Genomic DNA, 16,505 nt, shown 5'->3' on the forward strand with positions numbered 1-16,505 from the left:
CTCAGACTACTGGCTCACCTCAGGAAGGCGGCGGACCCGACTGCGAGGAAGACGACGGTTGCTCCGGGGTCTGCGTCGACGGTGAGGATGTCTGCGAAGACGACGGCGACGGCGGTTGACCGTACGCGGGGAACCCGGTCGGCGGTGTCGCCGGACCCTGTTGGCCCTGTTGACCCTGGGGATGGCCTTGTTGCTGGGCTGCGGGGTAGCCGCCGGTCGACGGACCGCCCGGATAGCCGCCCGGGTACGTCGACGGGTATCCCGGCCGCTGCTGCGGTCCGCCGTGATGCTGCTGGCCCTGGTGACCGTAGTACGGGCCCGGTGCGCCGTACTGCTGATGCCCGTAGGACTGGTCGTACTTCGGACGCGGCGCCGGCGGAGTGATGACGCCCGACTCGAACAGCAGCGCCGCCACCGCGATGATCGCCTGGAACAGCGAGAACGCGATGATCAGGTAAAGGCCCCAATCGATCGCGGCACCGCTGGGCCGGTTGATCACCTCGGCGATGATCAGGAGGAACGCCGCGACCGCCAGCACTGCGTACACCGACGTGTGGACGCCCTGCCTCGGCAGGAGCGCCGTTCCGGCGAGCAGGCCCGCGACGAGTGACGCCGCGACGGCGAGCACCAGACCGAACGAGCTTCCGCTGATGGTGCCCAGGCCCGGAAAATCCGACGCGGAGATCGTGAACAGGGGCGCAAAGCTCGCGAGGTACACCGCCAGCCCCAACAGCGCCACGGCGGCGGCCAAGTAGAGAGGCAGCTTGCTCGCGACGTCGGAAGCCGGGGATGAGCTCTCCGGCGTTCTGCCGAACTGCTGCGTCGGCGCGGAGAACTGGGTGGTCGGCTGATGTGCTTGCGGGTATCCCGGGCTACCGGGTGGTCCTTGGGGGTACGACATGGCCTCTCCTGTGCTCGGGCGGGCTTCGAAACCACGCTAGCGCACAGCGCGTCATGCAGAGACCAGCACCGGTTCGCCCACGGTGTCCTGTTCGGTCTGTTCGATTTCGCGGACCAGCGGCAACACCCTTGCGCCGAAGTATTCGATCTCCTCCTGGAAGTGCAGGAAGCCGCCGAGGATCAGGTCGACTCCGCGTTTGCGGTACGCCGCAATACGTTCGGCGATCTGCTCGGGTGTGCCGATCAGCTGCGTGCGGAAGCCATCGTTGTACTGCACCAAGTCCTCGAACGTCGAATCCGCCCACATGCCGCGCTGATCCGCGGTCGAGTTGCCCGCCTGTTGGACCGCGGCGCGGAATCCCTCCACCGCGGGTCTGTTGGCCTTGGCAACGATCTCTTTGAGCGTCTCCTTCGCCTCTTTCTCGGTGTCGCGGGCGATGATGAAGCCGTTGAGCCCGAACCGCACCTCGCGGCCGGTCGTGCGGGCGTGGCCGCGGACGTCGACGATCTGTTCGCTCACCCCGTCGTAGTCCTTGCCGTTGGAGAAGTACCAGTCTGCATACAGACCACCGTTTCGCCGCGCGGCCGTGGAGTTACCGCCTTGGAAAAGTTCGGGATTGGGCCGCTCGGGGGTGTTGAGCGGTTTGGGTTTGAGCGTGAAGTCGTGGATGCGGTAGAAGTCGCCGCGGAAGTCAACGTCGTCCTCGGTCCAGATCTTGCGCAGCACCTGCAGGAACTCCGCGCTGCGCCGGTAGCGCTCGTCGTGCTCGAGCCACGGCTCACCGAGGTGGGTGAACTCGTCTTTGAACCATCCCGACACCACGTTGACCGCGAACCGGCCGCCGCTGAGGTGATCGGCGGTGGCGCCGAGCTTGGCCAGCACCGCGGGCTGCCACAGCCCCGGATGCACCGCGGCGATCACCTTCAGTTTCTGGGTGGCCAGCAGCAGCGCCAGTGAGAAGCTGGTCGACTCGTGCTGGTACTCCGCGCCATAACTCGCCTCATAGCGGACCTGGCTCAATGCGTACTCGAACCCGTTGTCCTCGGCCGTCCGCGCCAACTTGACGTTGTAGTCGTATTTCCAGTCGGTGCGCTGCTCGATATCGCTGGTCACCAGTCCGCCGCTGACGTTGGGCACCCAGTAGGCGAACTTCACGTGATCGGCGATGCGTTCGGTCGTCATGGTCTGCCATGACAACAGTGACCTGTTCGCCCGTCGCCGGTATCGCTCGTGGTGAGCCAAACCCGTGCTTGCCCCCCAGACTGAAACACGTTCTAATTCTGGACATGGATTACGGGCTCGTGCTGTTCACCAGCGACCGCGGGATCACCCCCGCGGCGGCGGCCAAGCTGGCCGATGACCACGGTTTCACCACCTTCTACGTGCCCGAACACACGCACATTCCGATCAAGCGGCAGGCTGCGCATCCGACGACCGGCGACGAGTCGCTGCCCGACGACCGCTACATGCGCACGCTCGATCCCTGGGTCAGCCTCGGCACCGCGGCTGCGGTGACCTCGCGGGTCCGGTTGTCGACCGCTGTGGCGCTGCCGGTGGAGCACGACCCGATCACGTTGGCGAAGTCGATCGCCTCGCTCGACCACCTATCCGGTGGCCGGGTCAGCCTCGGGGTCGGCTTCGGCTGGAACACCGACGAACTCGCCGACCATAACGTGCCGCCCGGTCGCCGACGCACCATGCTGCGCGAATACCTCGAAGCGATGCGGGCACTGTGGACCCAGGAGGAAGCCTCGTACGAAGGCGAGTTCGTCAACTTCGGGCCCAGCTGGGCATGGCCCAAACCGATTCAACCGCACATCCCCGTCCTCGTCGGAGCGGCGGGCACCGAGAAGAACTTCAAGTGGATCGCTCGGTCCGCCGACGGCTGGATCACCACACCGCGCGACTTCGACATCGACGAGCCGGTCAAGCTGCTGCAGGACACCTGGGCGGCCGCGGGCCGCGACGGAGCACCGCAGATCGTCGCCCTCGACTTCAAACCCGACCCCGAAAAGCTTGCCCGCTGGGCCGATCTCGGGGTCACCGAAGTGCTGTTCGGCCTTCCCGACAAGTCCGAAGACGACGTCGCCGCGTACGTCGAACGGCTCGCGGGCAAGCTGTCCGCCCTTGTCTGATCAGGGTTTACCGAAGCCCGCCGAGCCGAGCACCCGCTGTCCCGCGTCGCTGGTCACCGCATCGACGAATGTCAGGGCGAGGTCGCGCTGCGACGAGTCTTCCAGCGTCGCTATGGGATAGACGTTGACGACATCGGCGGCCTCGGGTACGGACACCGTGGCGACACGTGCACCGGCGTCTCGGGCATCGGTGACATAAACGATTCCGGCGTCGGCCTGACCGCTCGTCACCTTGTTCAGCACGTCGGTCACCGAGGACTCCTCGCTGACTGGCGACAGGTCGACTCCCGCAGCCACTTCGACCCTCCGTGTCGCCGACCCGCACGGGACCTGAGGGGCACAGACCACGACGTTGATCCCGGGCCGAGTGAGATCACGTATCGTCCTGACCTCCTTGGGATTTCCCGCCGCTATCACGATCACCATGGTGTTGGACGCGAAGTTCACCGGGTCACCGGCAAGCAATCCGGCGTCAGCGACCTTGTCCATGTTCACGGTGTCGGCGGAGGCAAACACGTCGGCTCGCGCACCCTGCATCAACTGCGTGGCGAGGTCGGAGGAACCGGCGAAGGAGAACTCCACCCGAGTGCCTGGGTGGTCTTTTTCGAACTGCGCACCGATCTCGGTGAACGCTGTGCTCAGCGAGGCCGCGGCGAACACCATAAGCGAATCGCGTTCGGACCCTTGCCCGCATCCGGTGGCCAGGGTCAGGAGCAGCGCGGCCAGAAGCGAGAGGGGCTTCACGACTGCTCCTCCCTTGTGGTCAGGCCAGGCTGGCGCGGTTGATCTTCTCCGCCGGACGCACCGTGATCGCCGCACCGAGCGGATCTCCGTCCGACATCAACGCGACGAGATCCTCCTCCTCGGAGATGGCCAAGAACCGCGAGTTGTCCGATTCGAGTCTGCCGATGATGATCCCGGTGCGGACCGGCCAGTCGTAGCGAACGGAGTAGGTCTCGATCGTCGCGCGACCGTCGGGCCGCTCGACCACCGGAACCTTCGGCAGTGCCGCGACATCCGCGTCGAGGTTCTCGCTGTCGTTCGTCCGCCAGTCGGTCGGCAGCGTCGAATAGACGCCGACCGAATACTTGCTCATCGTGCCGCCGTTGGCTCCCACGAAGCCGAAACGTCCGGGCTGATCGCGCATTTGGGTGACGGTCTCGGCGATGGCGTGCAGCGAGTAGCTGTTCCCCGGGCCGCCGAAGTACGGCAGGCCGCCGGTCACCGTCAGGCCCCGCGGGTCCTCGCCGTCGATGCCGAGCGCCTCGCAGGCGACGTATACCGGGAAGGGAAAGCAGCTGTACAGGTCGAAGGTGGCGATGTCGTCGACACCGATCTGGGCCACCCGCAGGGCTTCTCGCACGGCGTGCACGGTCGCGGGGCTGGCGCCGAGGTCGACGCGGTCCAGCAGGTCCTGCTCGGTCAGGTCCGAATGCCCGTGCAGGTACACCCATTTCTCCTCGGGCACCCCGAGTCGGCGTGCGGCCGACACCGACATCATGATCGCGGCGGCGCCCTGGTTGACCTGATCGCGGGCCACCAGGAGGCGGGGGTAGGGGTCGCAGATCATCCGGTTGTCGTCGGTGACGGTGACGATCTCCTGCACTGACCGTTCGACCGGTGACGACGAAAACGGGTTCTTCGCAGCGATTTTCGACAACGGCGCGAACAGTTCGGCCATCTGCCTGCGGTATTCGGAAACGCCGAGTCCCAAGCGGCTACGACGCGCGTTGTCCAGCAGCCCGTACTGCACTGCGGCACCGGTCAATCCGTGGGATGCGGTGTACTCGGTGAAGTACTTGTGGATCTGGTGCCCGCGGTCCTCGAGTTGCCCCTCAACGTGTTCGGTGAAGTCGGGCTTGGCCTGTCCTTGTTCGGCGGCGCGGCGCCAGTAGCGAGCCGTCGAACCCGGTTCCGAGCCGATCACCATCGCCACGTCGAACTCACCCGCCGCGATGGCACTGCCCGCCTCGGTGACGAGCTTCTGCGGCCCCTGCCCGCCGACCGGCTCGAGCACGACACGGGCCGGATCGCCGCCGACGCGCCCCATCACCGACCGCGGATAGTTGTTCGACTTGCCCAGCGTCGCGGGCATCGGCCCGGAGATCTCGAACTGGCGCAGCGCATACACCGTCTCGATGGCCTGTGCGGCCGCCGTGGCGTCGAGCCCGGTGTCGGCGAGCGCGGCCCGCACCGCCTCGGTCGCAAGGTCGACCGCCGACATGCCCCGATAGCCGGGATCGTCGATGCGCTCGGTGAACTGCCCGACGCCGACGATGACCGGGGTCCGGGAATCGACCATTACAGACCTCCTGAGAACTGTTAGTTCGTCAGGCTAATCGAGCAGGAGAACGTGTTCCTAATCCTGCGGCACACTTCACACCCCGCGCAGGCCCTACCGCAAGCGCGAGCGACCGCTTTTGCACACCAGACTGCGGCGTGTCGCGCACAAACACGGTCGCTCGCGCCAAAGAGTAGAGCGCGCGCAAAGCGTGGAGCGCGCGTTACAGGCTCTGCAGGATCTCCCGGGCCAGGTTGGCGGTCTCCGACGGTGTCTTGCCGACCTTCACGCCCGCGGCCTCCAGCGCTTCCTTCTTCGCGGCGGCGGTGCCCGAAGAACCCGACACGATGGCGCCCGCGTGACCCATCGTCTTGCCCTCCGGCGCGGTGAACCCCGCGACGTAGCCGACGACGGGCTTGCTGACGTTCTCCTTGATGTAATCGGCCGCGCGCTCTTCTGCGTCACCGCCGATCTCACCGATCATCACGATCACCTTGGTGTCGGGGTCCTTCTCGAAGGCCTCGATCGCGTCGATGTGCGTGGTGCCGATGACAGGGTCGCCGCCGATGCCGATGGCGGTCGAGAACCCGAAATCGCGCAGTTCGAACATCATCTGATAGGTCAGCGTGCCGGACTTCGACACCAGGCCGACCGGGCCCGGACCGGTGATGTTGGCAGGCGTGATCCCGGCCAGCGCCTCGCTGGGCGTGATGATGCCCGGGCAGTTGGGACCGATGATGCGGGTCTTCTGCCCTTTCTCCACGTTGTAAGCCCACGCGTATGCGGTGTCCTGCACCGGGATTCCCTCGGTGATGACGACCAGCAGCGGGATCTCCGCGTCGATGGCTTCGATGATCGCGTCCTTGGCGAACTTCGGCGGCACGAACACCACCGACACGTCGGCGCCGGTTTCCTTCATCGCCTCGGCGACAGAGCCGAACACCGGCAACTCGACGTCCTTGCCGTCCTTGTCGACGTGCGAGACGGTCGTGCCGGCCTTGCGTGCGTTGACACCGCCGACCAGCTGCGTGCCGGCCTTGAGCATCAGCGCGGTGTGCTTGGTACCTTCGCCGCCGGTGATGCCCTGGACGATGACCTTGGAGTCCTTGTTCAAAAAGATCGACATGAGGTGCGTCCCTTACTTGTTCGCCAGCTCGGCGGCTTTGTCGGCTCCGGAGTCCATGGTGTCGGCCTGGATCACCAATGGGTGATTGGCCTCGGCCAGGATGCGGCGACCCTCTTCGACGTTGTTGCCGTCGAGACGGACGATGAGCGGCTTGTTGGCCTCGTCGCCGAGGATCTTCAGCGCGTTAACGATGCCGTTGGCGACGGCGTCACACGAGGTGATGCCGCCGAACACGTTGACGAACACGCTCTTGACCTGTTCGTCGTTGAGGATGACGTCCAGACCCGCGGCCATCACCTCGGCCGAGGCGCCGCCGCCGATGTCGAGGAAGTTGGCCGGCTTCACGCCGCCGTGCTTCTCCCCGGCGTAGGCGGTGACGTCCAGCGTTGACATCACCAGGCCCGCGCCGTTGCCGATGATGCCCACCGACCCGTCGAGCTTGACGTAGTTGAGGTCGTGCTCCTTGGCCTTGAGCTCCAGCGGATCGGTGGCGTCGCGGTCCTCGAACTCGGAGTGCTCGGGATGCCGGAAGTCGGCGTTGCCGTCGAGCGTGACCTTGCCGTCCAGCGCCAGGATCTGGTCGTCAGGAGTGCGCACCAGCGGGTTCACCTCGACCAGCGTCGCGTCTTCGCCGACGAACACCTCCCAGAGCTTGGCGATCGTCACCGCGGCGGCGTCGAGCACCTCCTCGGGCAGATGGCCCTTCTTGGCGATCTCACGGGCGAACGCCTCGTCGACGCCCTTGGTCGCGTCGACGGGGACCCTGGCCAGCCGGTCCGGCTTGGTGGCTGCGACCTCTTCGATCTCCACGCCGCCTTCGACCGAGCACATCGCGAGGTAGGTGCGGTTGGCGCGGTCGAGCAGGAAGGAGATGTAGTACTCCTCGGCGATGTCGCTGGCCTCGGAGACCAGCAGTTTCTTGACGATGTGGCCCTTGATGTCCAGGCCGAGGATGTTCTGGGCGTGGGTGAACGCGTCGTCGGCGGTGGCCGCGTACTTCACGCCGCCCGCCTTACCGCGGCCGCCGGTCTTGACCTGCGCCTTGACCATCACCGGCTTGCCGATCTCCTCGGCGATCGCCTTGGCGTCCTCGGCGGTGTCGGTCACTCGACCGGGCGTGGTGGGCACGTTGTGCTTGGCGAAGAGCTCTTTCGCCTGGTATTCGAAGAGGTCCATTGGCTGTGGAACGTCCCTGTCTCTAGCGCGTCGATTGCGGAGTTGTTGGGCCGAAGGCTCCGTGGAACTTTATCCACACGCCCAGAACGCGTTGGCACCGCCCACCGGTCATGTGGTAGATCTCACCAGCTCGGCTCAGTGATACAAATCACAATCCTCCGCGGAATAGGCTCTCGGCTTGCAGCCGCCGTCGCGAGTTGGTTAACGTGCCTCTGGTCTCGATAACGCTTTGGTCACGACAGGCAATCCCGACAGGCTTCTCGACAGGCAAGGACACCCCAGGTTGGCTTCGCACCGTTCGTCCGGATCTCATCGCAGATCGTCGACGAACCGGCAAATCAGCCGCCGTGCAAGCGAATCCCCTGCCGAAGTCACCGACATCATCCCGTTCAACGAATTCGGCGATCTCGCTGACATCGACTTCCGCGAGAACAGTGCGTTCGACCGCGAAGCCCAGGTCATCCACGCCCCCGAGCTCGATGACCTGACCGCCACCGACGACCTCGTTCCGCTGCGTCTCGCCGTGCCCTCGGAGTTCCAATCCGGGTCACAGTCCGGTCCGAGGCACGCGCGCCGCTCGCACGCCTACCGCGACAGCCACACCGACACCAGCGATGGCATGGACGCGACCGATGTCATCCGGATCGGCAGCCGCACGCCTGCGCACCGCAAGCAGGAAGTTCCCGTCAAGGGCCGGCTGATGGTGGCCGCGATGGCCGTCGGCGCCACCGCCGCGGGCGCCTACTCGATGGCCAATGCGGCCCACGAGAAGTCCTCGGAGGCCGTCCTGGCCGTCGACCAGTCCGCGATGGCCAACCCGGTGAGCGAGACGTCAGGCGGTATGCAGGTGGTCGCCGTGACACCGGCCGCCAGCTCGGCAATGCACACCGAGGAGATCCAGAAGGCGGCCGCGTTCGCCCAGGAGCGCGCCGAGCGCGAAGCCCGGCTGCAGCGGCCGATGTTCGTGACGCCAACCACCGGCGTGTGGACGTCGGGCTTCGGTTACCGCTGGGGCGCCCTGCACGGCGGCATCGACATCGCGAACTCGATCGGCACGCCGGTGCTCGCCGCCTCCGACGGCGTGGTCATCTCGGCCGGGCCGTATGCCGGTTACGGCAACATGGTCAAGGTCCGGCACTCCGACGGCACGGTGACGCTCTACGGTCACCTCAGCTCGTGGTCGGTGAGTGTCGGTCAGCGAGTCTGGGCAGGTGACCAGATCGCCAAGATGGGCAACACCGGCAACTCGACGGGCCCGCACCTGCACTTCGAGGTGCACCTGAACGGCACCGACCGTGTCGACCCCGTGGGCTGGTTGGCCAAACGCGGCCTGTCTTTCGGCAACTAGTCTGGCTGAGTGGCCAGCGACGACGATTCCGATCTGACACGCCAATCACCCCAATCCCCGTCGAGCGCGGAAACGGGCATCATCCGTCGTCACCCTTCCGGTGAGATTCCGACCGGCCAGGACCCGCAGACCAGCATCATCCGGCGCCATCCGACCGGCTCGATCCCGATCGCCGGCCCGCCTACGCAGATGGCGGACGGAGGCGCCACACAGCTGTCCGACCGCGCCGCACCCGAGACGGCCTACATTCCGCGCGCACGACCGGTCGCTGTCTCACCGACGGGATCGCCGCCGGCCAACCCGAAGACCGCGATCGCCACCGCGGTCGCCAGCATCCTGACCGGCTGGGCCACCGCAGTCATCGCCACCGACCTGATCACCGGTTGGTGGCGCACCGACCAACTGTTCTGCATCGCGGTCGGCTTCCTGACCGCGATCTCGGGGGCCGCCCTCATCGCCGGGCTGATCGGACTGCTGTTGCGGCGTTGGGTGAGCCGGCTGCTGGTCATGGTGGGGTCGATGGTGGCCCTGCTGATTTTCTCGAGCCTGTTCGTGGCCGGGGCCAAGCTACCGGCCGTGGTGTACGCGATCCCGGTGCTACCACTGGCGAGCATCGTGCTGGCCGCGCTGCCCGCCACCGGCCGCTGGGAAAGGTCCTAGCCGTCGACGACTGCAGCAATCGCCTCGATCTCGACGAGTTGATCCTCGTAGCCGAGGACAGTCACTCCGAACAAGGTGCTCGGCACGTCGTGGTCCCCGAACGCGTCGCGTACCACTTCCCATGCGGTGACCAGATCACGCTGTTCGGCGGAGGCGACCAGTACGCGGGTGCTGATCACGTCCTGCAGCGTGGCGCCGGCCTCGGCGAGCGCGCGCGTCATGGTCTCGACACAGGCCGCTGCCTGCCCCGCGTAATCGCCGACGGCCGCGGTCGAACCGTCGTCGTTGAGGGGACAGGCCCCTGCCAGAAAGATCAACCGCGCATCGGAGGGGGCCGTTGCGGCATAGGCGTACTCGGCTACATCGGACAGGGTGGACGAGCGGATCAACCGCACAGACGTCGCCATAGAACGATCTTGACCGATCCGATCCGAGTTGCGCTACAGCTTTGTGATCGGCGCGTGGTTGTGCATGAGCTTGACCCGACCTGAGCTGCCGAAGTCGATCAGCGACATCGCCGACTCGCCCACGCCGCTCACCTCCTCCACGCGGCCCAACCCGTACTTGTCGTGCGTGACCCGGTCGCCGGGCTCGAGCACCAACAATGGGCGCTTTCCCGCACCCGACCGCGTCGGCGACGGGCGCGGTGTCCCGAAGCGTCCCGCACCGCTGACGGGAGCGCTCAGCGACGACCGTCCCCTCTCAGGATCGGTGCGCCGCCAATCGATCAGGTGTTGCGGAATCTCCTTGAGGAAGCGCGATTCCGGGTTCAACATCGGTTGGCCCCATGACGAGCGGACCTTGGCTCGGCTCAGGTAGAGCCGCTGACGGGCACGCGTGATACCGACGTAGGCTAGCCGGCGCTCCTCGGACAGCTCGGCGGGATCGCCCAGCGCCCGCATGTGCGGGAACATGCCGTCCTCCCACCCGGTCACGAAGACGACCGGGAACTCGAGGCCCTTGGCGGTGTGCAGCGTCATCATCGTCACGACACCGGCGCCGTGCTCGGGAAGCTCGTCGGCGTCGGCCACCAGTGAGACCCGTTCCAGGAACTGGGCCAGCACACCGGTATCGGGGATGTCCTCGTCCAGCTGCTCGTCATCGGCGAGCGCCTGCGCGTTAGCCAGGTCGGTGCTGAATTCGTGTGCGACGCTGACTAACTCGTTGAGGTTGTCCAGCCGCGCGAGATCCTGCGGATCGCTCGACGATTCGAGTTCGGCGCGATACCCGGTGCGGTCGAGCACCGCCTCGACCAACTCGCCGAGTTCACCGTCGAGGCGGCCGCGCAGATCGTCGAGCATCTCCACGAACGTCGAGATGCACTTCTCCGCACGGGTGTTGAGCATCGGCACCTTGCCCTCGGCGGCTGCCTGCAGGGCGTCGTTGAAGCTCAGGCCGGTGTTCTCGGCGTACACCGCGACGCATGCCTCGGCGCGGTCGCCGATGCCGCGACGCGGAGTGTTCAGGATCCGGCGCATGCTCACCGAGTCGCCTGGGTTGTCCAGCACCCGCAGGTACGCGACGATGTCGCGGATCTCCCGGCGCTCGTAGAAGCGCACGCCGCCAACAACTTTGTACGGAATACCCGCGCGGATGAACACCTCTTCGAGTGCGCGCGAGGAGTTGTTGGTGCGGTAAAACACCGCGACATCTGAGTAACTACCACCGTCGTCGACAAGCGCGTCGATCTCCTGGGCGACGAATCGCGCTTCGTCGTGCTCGTTGTCGGCGACGTAGCCGACGATCAGCTCGCCCTCCCCCTCGTCGGTCCACAGCCGCTTCTCGCGGCGGCCGGCGTTGCGGGAGATCACCGCGTTCGCGGCGTTGAGGATGTTCTGCGTGGAGCGGTAATTCTGTTCCAGCAGAATGGTTGTCGCGTTCGGGTAGTCGCGTTCGAAATCCTCGATGTTGCGGATCGTCGCACCGCGAAACGCGTAGATCGACTGGTCGGCGTCGCCCACCACGCACAGTTCGGCCGGAGGCACCCCGGCTGGATCATCTTGCGAGGCGGCCGTTCCCACCAGTTCGCGCACCAACACGTACTGCGCGTGGTTGGTGTCCTGGTACTCGTCGACCAGGATGTGCCGGAACCGGCGCCGGTAGTACTGCGCGATCTGCGGGAAGGTCTGCAACACGGCGACCGTCTCACCGATCAGGTCGTCGAAGTCGAGCGCGTTGGCCGCGCGCAGGCGGCGCTGGTACTCGGCGTACACCTCGGCGATGATGCCGGGCAACTCCTCGCCGGCCTCTGAGGCCTCGGCCGCCGCCTGCTCGGGGCCGACCAACTCGTTCTTGTGGTTGGAGATGGCATTGGACAGCAGCCGCGGCGAATACCGCTTGGTGTCCAGCCCCATGTCCTTGCCGATCATCAGCAGCAGGCGACGCGAGTCATCGGCGTCGTAAATCGAGAAGTTCGAATTGAGGCCCTTGATCAGGGAGGCCTGGTTGCGCAGGATGCGCACGCAGGTGGAGTGAAACGTCGACACCCACATCGCGCGGGCGCGGGGCCCCACCAGGCCCACCACCCGCTCGCGCATCTCGGCGGCGGCCTTGTTGGTGAACGTGATCGCCAGCACCTGCCCGACACCGACGTCACGGGCGGCCAGCAGATAGGCGATCCGGCGGGTGAGTACAGCGGTCTTGCCGGAGCCGGCACCTGCGACGATGAGCAGCGGCGAGCCCTCGTGCAGGACGGCCTGGCGCTGCTGCGGGTTGAGCCCTTCGAGCAGTTGATCGGATTCAGTGGCACCGTTGGGTGCGATCAGGTTCGGTGCGCTCATGTCGGTATCGAACTTACCGCTGTGCAGGGACACGACCGCGGTCGAACCGCGCATCGACTCAGCGGTCGAACCGCGCATCAACTCAGCGGTCGAACCGCGCATCGACTCAGCGGTCTAACCGCCACCTGGCTTTGCGCTGGCACAGCGTTTGGTGGCACACTTTGTCCCGTGCTCAGCAAACAGCGATTCAGCTACGGGTACCGATCCGCGGCACCCGTGGTCTAGCTGTTGCCGAGAGCTCCGCGAGGTGGTGAAACGCATGACGACCGAAACCGAGACTGTGCCCGATATCGATGACCTGCGCCGGGAGATCGACCGACTGGACGCCGAGATTCTCGCGGCCGTGAAGCGCCGCACCGAGGTGTCGAAGTTGATCGGTCAGGCCAGGATGGCCTCCGGTGGCACGCGCCTCGTGCACAGCCGCGAGATGAAGGTCATCGAGCGCTACAGCGAACTCGGCCCCGACGGCAAAGACCTCGCGATGCTGTTGCTGCGACTGGGCCGCGGTCGCCTCGGCCACTGACCTCCGGGTGATTTCGGTGCAGTTGGTTACGGTGAGCGCGACTGCCGACACCGGAATCGCCGGTCAACGCAGCGAGTCGGTGAGCCACGGCGTCAACCACTCGACCGCTTCCGGCGTGGGATGCACGCCGTCGCTGCGGATGCGGATGCCGTCGATCCAGTTGGTGTAACCGCCGTTCGGGCCGAGCTTGCGGTTCAGGTCGAGCACGGTGACATTCGAGCGGTACTTGACGGCGCTGCGCAGCAATGCGTTCCAGTCGTCGACCCGATCGGGATCGTCCTCCGGGTACAGGCTTCCGTCGCGCTTCTCGGCGCGACGGTTGTAGGGCTCGGTCGTGACGACGACGCGAGCGCCGGTCGAGGACAGGATGTCGAGCGCGCGGTTGAGTTCGGCGCGCAGGTAGGCGTCATACGTCGGCTCGCCGATGTGGGTCCACCGGCCTTCGTTCATCCGGTCGACGACTTCCCACCGGCCCACGATCAACAGCACCACGTCGGGCCGGTCGTGCTTGACCCGCTCCGACCACCTGCTCGGCCACGTGTCGCAGGCGGGCTTCTGGTTCAGCGTCTGGCCGACGTAGCGGTACGGTCCGCCGCGCGCGACACCGCATCCGATCGTCGTGTAGTCGGTGAATCTCAGACCCGGTGTCTCCGGCAGGTAGCGCATCAACGTCCAGGCCACCGAGTCGCCGAACACCGCGACAGTTCTGGTGTTCGGATCGCGGGCGGCGCTTCGCTCCACGGGGATCGGCACCTCCGGCGCCACCAGCGCCGCGGAGTCGATGCTCGGGTCCTCAATCGGCGGTCCTGACGGCACGCCGACCGGCAGCACGGTCATCGTGATCACCGCGGCGGTGGCGGCCGTCGCACCGGCCAACGGCAGCATCGGCACGATCACCGGCCGCCAACGCCGGATGGGCTGTTCGAGCAACCACCACGACAGCGCCGCAACCGCCAGCGTCGCCGCACAACGCAGCGCGAACAGCGGCCAGCCGGACCATCCGGTGCGTTCGCCGTTGATCGCCAGGAAGATCGGCCAGTGCCACAGGTAGACGCCGTAGGAGATCGCGCCCAACCACACCAGCGGCCGCCATGCCAGCACCCGCGCGACCGGTCCTTCCTGATCCATCGCCGCCGTACCGATCACGCAGGCGGCGGCGAGCGCGACGACGATCAGCAGGCCGTTACGGAAGTCACCGGCGCTGCCGGTCGCCATGTGCACCGCGAACCCCAGGACGACGACACCGAGAACCGACACCGCGCGGGCGACCCCACGCAGCCATCGGGTCCTGATCACCGGCCCGGCCAGCGTCACAGTGGTCCAGTCCCGCACCAGTAGGGCGGCCGCCGCCGCGCCGACGAGCAGTGCCTGAGCGCGGGTGTCGGTGCCGAAGTAGATCCGGTTCAGCGTCCCGTCGTCGACGAAGACGATTGCCGCTGCCGCCGAGGCGATCGCCCCCGCGGTGGCGACACCCAGAACCGCCCATCGCAGATGGGTCGGGTCCCGACGACAGAAGACGAACGCGACGGCGATCAGCAGCAGCGGCCAGAGCAGGTAGTACTGCTCCTCGACCCCCAGCGACCAGGTGTGCTGCAGCGGCGAGGGTGGTGCGCCCTGGGAGAAGTAGTCGGTGCGCTGGGCGACGAACGCCCAGTTGGCCACCCAGAAGAAGGACGCGACGGCGTCATCGCGCAGATTCGCGACCGCCTCCGTCGAGAAGAACTCGCGGGCGGCCACCACCGCGAGCACCATCACAAGAAGTGCAGGCAGCAGTCTGCGGGCGCGACGTATCCAGAAGTCGCGCAGCCGGATTCGACCGGTGCGCGCGTACTCGTCGAGCAGCAGCGAGGTGATCAGGAAGCCGCTGAGCACGAAGAACACGTCGACGCCGAGGAAGCCGCCGTCGACGCCGGGAATGCCGCCGTGGTCGGCGAGCACGAGTGCGACGGCGACGGCGCGGATGCCGTCGAGGGCGGGGATCTCGCCACGCCGACGCGCACGCGAGGAGGGATGTACTGACAGCGGGCGGCGATCAGCGGGCGCGACGGAGCGACGCGCATTCACTTGCGAAATCTTGCCCGTGCGAGGCGACCTGCCGCGGCAGGCGCGGCGGCGTGTCGAACTACTTCGTCAGCGCGATGTATTTCACCTCGAGGTACTCCTCGATGCCCTCGAAACCGCCCTCGCGCCCGAAGCCGGACTCCTTGACGCCGCCGAACGGCGCGGCCGGGTCGGAGACAACACCGCGGTTGATGCCGACTATGCCGGACTCGAGGCCTTCGGCGACGCGCAGCGCGCGGTCCAGCGACTGGGTGTAGATGTAGGCGGCCAGCCCGTACTCGGTGTCGTTGGCCGCGGCGACGCCCTCCTCCTCGGTGTCGAAACCGGTGATCGGGGCGACGGGACCGAACACCTCCTCCTTGAGAATGCGGGCATCGGCGGGCACGTCGGCCAGCACCGTGGCCGGGTAGAAGCTGCCGGGACCGCCAGGAGCGACGCCGCCGACCGCGACGGTCGCGCCCCGCGACACCGCGTCGGACACCAAATCCTCGACGGTGGCGACCTGCTTGGCGTTGATCAGCGGCCCGAGTGTGGCCGACTCGTCGATGCCCTTGCCGAGGGTGAACTCGCTCATCCGCTTGACCAGCTTGTCGGTGAACTCCGCGCGCACCGAGTTCGCGACGTGGAAGCGGTTGGCCGCCGTGCACGCCTCGCCGCCGTTGCGCATCTTGGCCAGGATGGCGCCTTCGACGGCGGCGTCGACGTCGGCGTCGTCGAACACCACGAACGGGGCGTTGCCGCCCAGTTCCATCGACGTGCGCAGCAGTTTGTCGGCCGACTGTTTGACCAGCGTTTTGCCCACCCCGGTCGAACCGGTGAAGGTCAGCTTGCGCAGCCGGCCGTCGTCGATCAGCGCGGCGGTGACGTCGCCGGCGTTCTTCGTCGGCAGCACCGACAGCACGCCCTTGGGCAGACCCGCCTCGTCCATCAGCTTGGCCAGCAACAGCATCGTCAGCGGCGTGTCCTGCGCGGGCTTGACGATCATCGTGCACCCGGCGGCGAACGCCGGGCCGATCTTGCGGGTGCCCATCGCCAGCGGGAAGTTCCACGGCGTGATCGCATAGCAGGGCCCGACCGGTTGCTTGGTGACAAGGACACGTCCGCTGCCCGCGGGGCTCTGGGTGTAACGGCCCGCGACGCGCACCGCCTCCTCGGCGAACCAGCGGAAGAACTCGGCGCCGTAGGTGACCTCGCCCATGCTCTCGCGCAGCACCTTGCCCATCTCCAGGGTCATCAGCGTCGCGATGTCCTCGGCGCGTTCGGTGATCTTCTCGAACACCGCGCGCAGGATCTCGCCGCGTTCGCGCGGGGCGGTGGCCGCCCACTCGCCCTGCACGGCGCAGGCGGCGTCGAGCGCGGCGATCGCATCGTCGGCGGTCGCGTTGGCGACGGAGGCGATCACCGAGTCGTCGGACGGGTCGAGCACATCGAAGGTGGACGAGCCCTCGCGTTCCTCACCACCGATCCACAGTCCGGTGGGCACTGACGACAGCAGCTTCGCGGTATCCATAACT

At 66.8% G+C, this 16,505-nt stretch carries 14 protein-coding genes; 4 read left to right on the plus strand and 10 right to left on the minus strand.

Translation table 11 applies throughout. The features are described from left to right. Nucleotides 1-19 precede the first annotated feature (19 nt). Both AAHH99_RS05855 and sfnG read right to left on the minus strand, forming a co-directional pair. Entirely contained in the window at nt 20-901 is an 882-nt protein-coding gene (locus AAHH99_RS05855) for a DUF5336 domain-containing protein (protein WP_418767820.1), read from the minus strand. 51 nt (nt 902-952) lie between these two features. Further along, nucleotides 953-2,083: a dimethylsulfone monooxygenase SfnG gene (sfnG, locus tag AAHH99_RS05860; RefSeq protein ID WP_418767821.1), complete on the minus strand. Its 1,131-nt coding sequence runs from the start codon at nt 2,081-2,083 to the stop codon at nt 953-955. A 104-nt stretch (nt 2,084-2,187) separates the two neighbouring features. Here sfnG and AAHH99_RS05865 point away from each other — a divergent pair, with 104 nt between their 5' ends. Further along, the gene (locus tag AAHH99_RS05865; protein ID WP_418767822.1) at nt 2,188-3,036 is read left to right on the plus strand and encodes an LLM class F420-dependent oxidoreductase; all 849 of its coding nucleotides are present in this window, start codon (nt 2,188-2,190) and stop codon (nt 3,034-3,036) included. On the opposite strand, the gene modA is transcribed toward AAHH99_RS05865, so the two are convergent. From modA to sucC, 4 genes are all read right to left on the minus strand, one after another. Next, nucleotides 3,037-3,780, minus strand: coding sequence for a molybdate ABC transporter substrate-binding protein (gene modA, locus AAHH99_RS05870; protein ID WP_418767823.1), 744 nt, complete (start codon nt 3,778-3,780; stop codon nt 3,037-3,039). It lies immediately after the preceding gene. A gap of 19 nt (nt 3,781-3,799) precedes the next feature. After that, entirely contained in the window at nt 3,800-5,338 is a 1,539-nt protein-coding gene (locus tag AAHH99_RS05875; RefSeq protein WP_418767824.1) for an acetyl-CoA acetyltransferase, read from the minus strand. A 202-nt stretch (nt 5,339-5,540) separates the two neighbouring features. Then, entirely contained in the window at nt 5,541-6,443 is a 903-nt protein-coding gene (gene sucD, locus AAHH99_RS05880) for a succinate--CoA ligase subunit alpha (protein WP_418767825.1), read from the minus strand. A 12-nt stretch (nt 6,444-6,455) separates the two neighbouring features. Continuing rightward, a complete protein-coding gene (sucC, locus tag AAHH99_RS05885) occupies nt 6,456-7,619 on the minus strand; it encodes an ADP-forming succinate--CoA ligase subunit beta (protein ID WP_418767826.1) in 1,164 nt (387 codons plus the stop codon). 283 nt (nt 7,620-7,902) lie between these two features. On the opposite strand from sucC, the gene AAHH99_RS05890 reads away from it, so the two are divergent. Further along, nucleotides 7,903-8,967 carry a M23 family metallopeptidase gene (locus tag AAHH99_RS05890; RefSeq protein ID WP_418767827.1) on the plus strand — a complete coding sequence of 355 codons (1,065 nt, stop codon included), beginning with the start codon at nt 7,903-7,905 and terminating at the stop codon, nt 8,965-8,967. Nucleotides 8,968-8,976: 9 nt separating this feature from the next. Beyond that, nucleotides 8,977-9,627, plus strand: a complete 651-nt coding sequence (locus AAHH99_RS05895) for a hypothetical protein (RefSeq protein WP_418767828.1) — start codon at nt 8,977-8,979, stop codon at nt 9,625-9,627. On the opposite strand, the gene AAHH99_RS05900 is transcribed toward AAHH99_RS05895, so the two are convergent. Further along, nucleotides 9,624-10,034, minus strand: a complete 411-nt coding sequence (locus tag AAHH99_RS05900) for a RidA family protein (protein WP_418767829.1) — start codon at nt 10,032-10,034, stop codon at nt 9,624-9,626. The two genes, AAHH99_RS05895 and AAHH99_RS05900, sit on opposite strands and share 4 nt — an antisense overlap. Before the next feature lie 33 nt (nt 10,035-10,067). Further along, the gene (pcrA, locus tag AAHH99_RS05905) at nt 10,068-12,407 is read right to left on the minus strand and encodes a DNA helicase PcrA (RefSeq protein WP_418767881.1); all 2,340 of its coding nucleotides are present in this window, start codon (nt 12,405-12,407) and stop codon (nt 10,068-10,070) included. A 247-nt stretch (nt 12,408-12,654) separates the two neighbouring features. Between pcrA and AAHH99_RS05910 the strand changes: the two genes are divergently transcribed. Beyond that, complete coding sequence (locus AAHH99_RS05910) at nt 12,655-12,930, plus strand: chorismate mutase (protein WP_269845533.1); 276 nt, start codon at nt 12,655-12,657, stop codon at nt 12,928-12,930. A gap of 63 nt (nt 12,931-12,993) precedes the next feature. On the opposite strand, the gene AAHH99_RS05915 is transcribed toward AAHH99_RS05910, so the two are convergent. Together AAHH99_RS05915 and AAHH99_RS05920 are read right to left on the minus strand one after the other, a co-directional pair. Continuing rightward, complete coding sequence (locus AAHH99_RS05915) at nt 12,994-14,994, minus strand: acyltransferase family protein (protein ID WP_418767830.1); 2,001 nt, start codon at nt 14,992-14,994, stop codon at nt 12,994-12,996. Between the two features lie 58 nt (nt 14,995-15,052). Continuing rightward, a complete protein-coding gene (locus tag AAHH99_RS05920; RefSeq protein WP_418767831.1) occupies nt 15,053-16,501 on the minus strand; it encodes an NAD-dependent succinate-semialdehyde dehydrogenase in 1,449 nt (482 codons plus the stop codon). Nucleotides 16,502-16,505 lie beyond the last annotated feature (4 nt).

This window comes from Mycobacterium neumannii (assembly GCF_048452905.1).
GTDB lineage: Bacteria > Actinomycetota > Actinomycetes > Mycobacteriales > Mycobacteriaceae > Mycobacterium > Mycobacterium neumannii_B.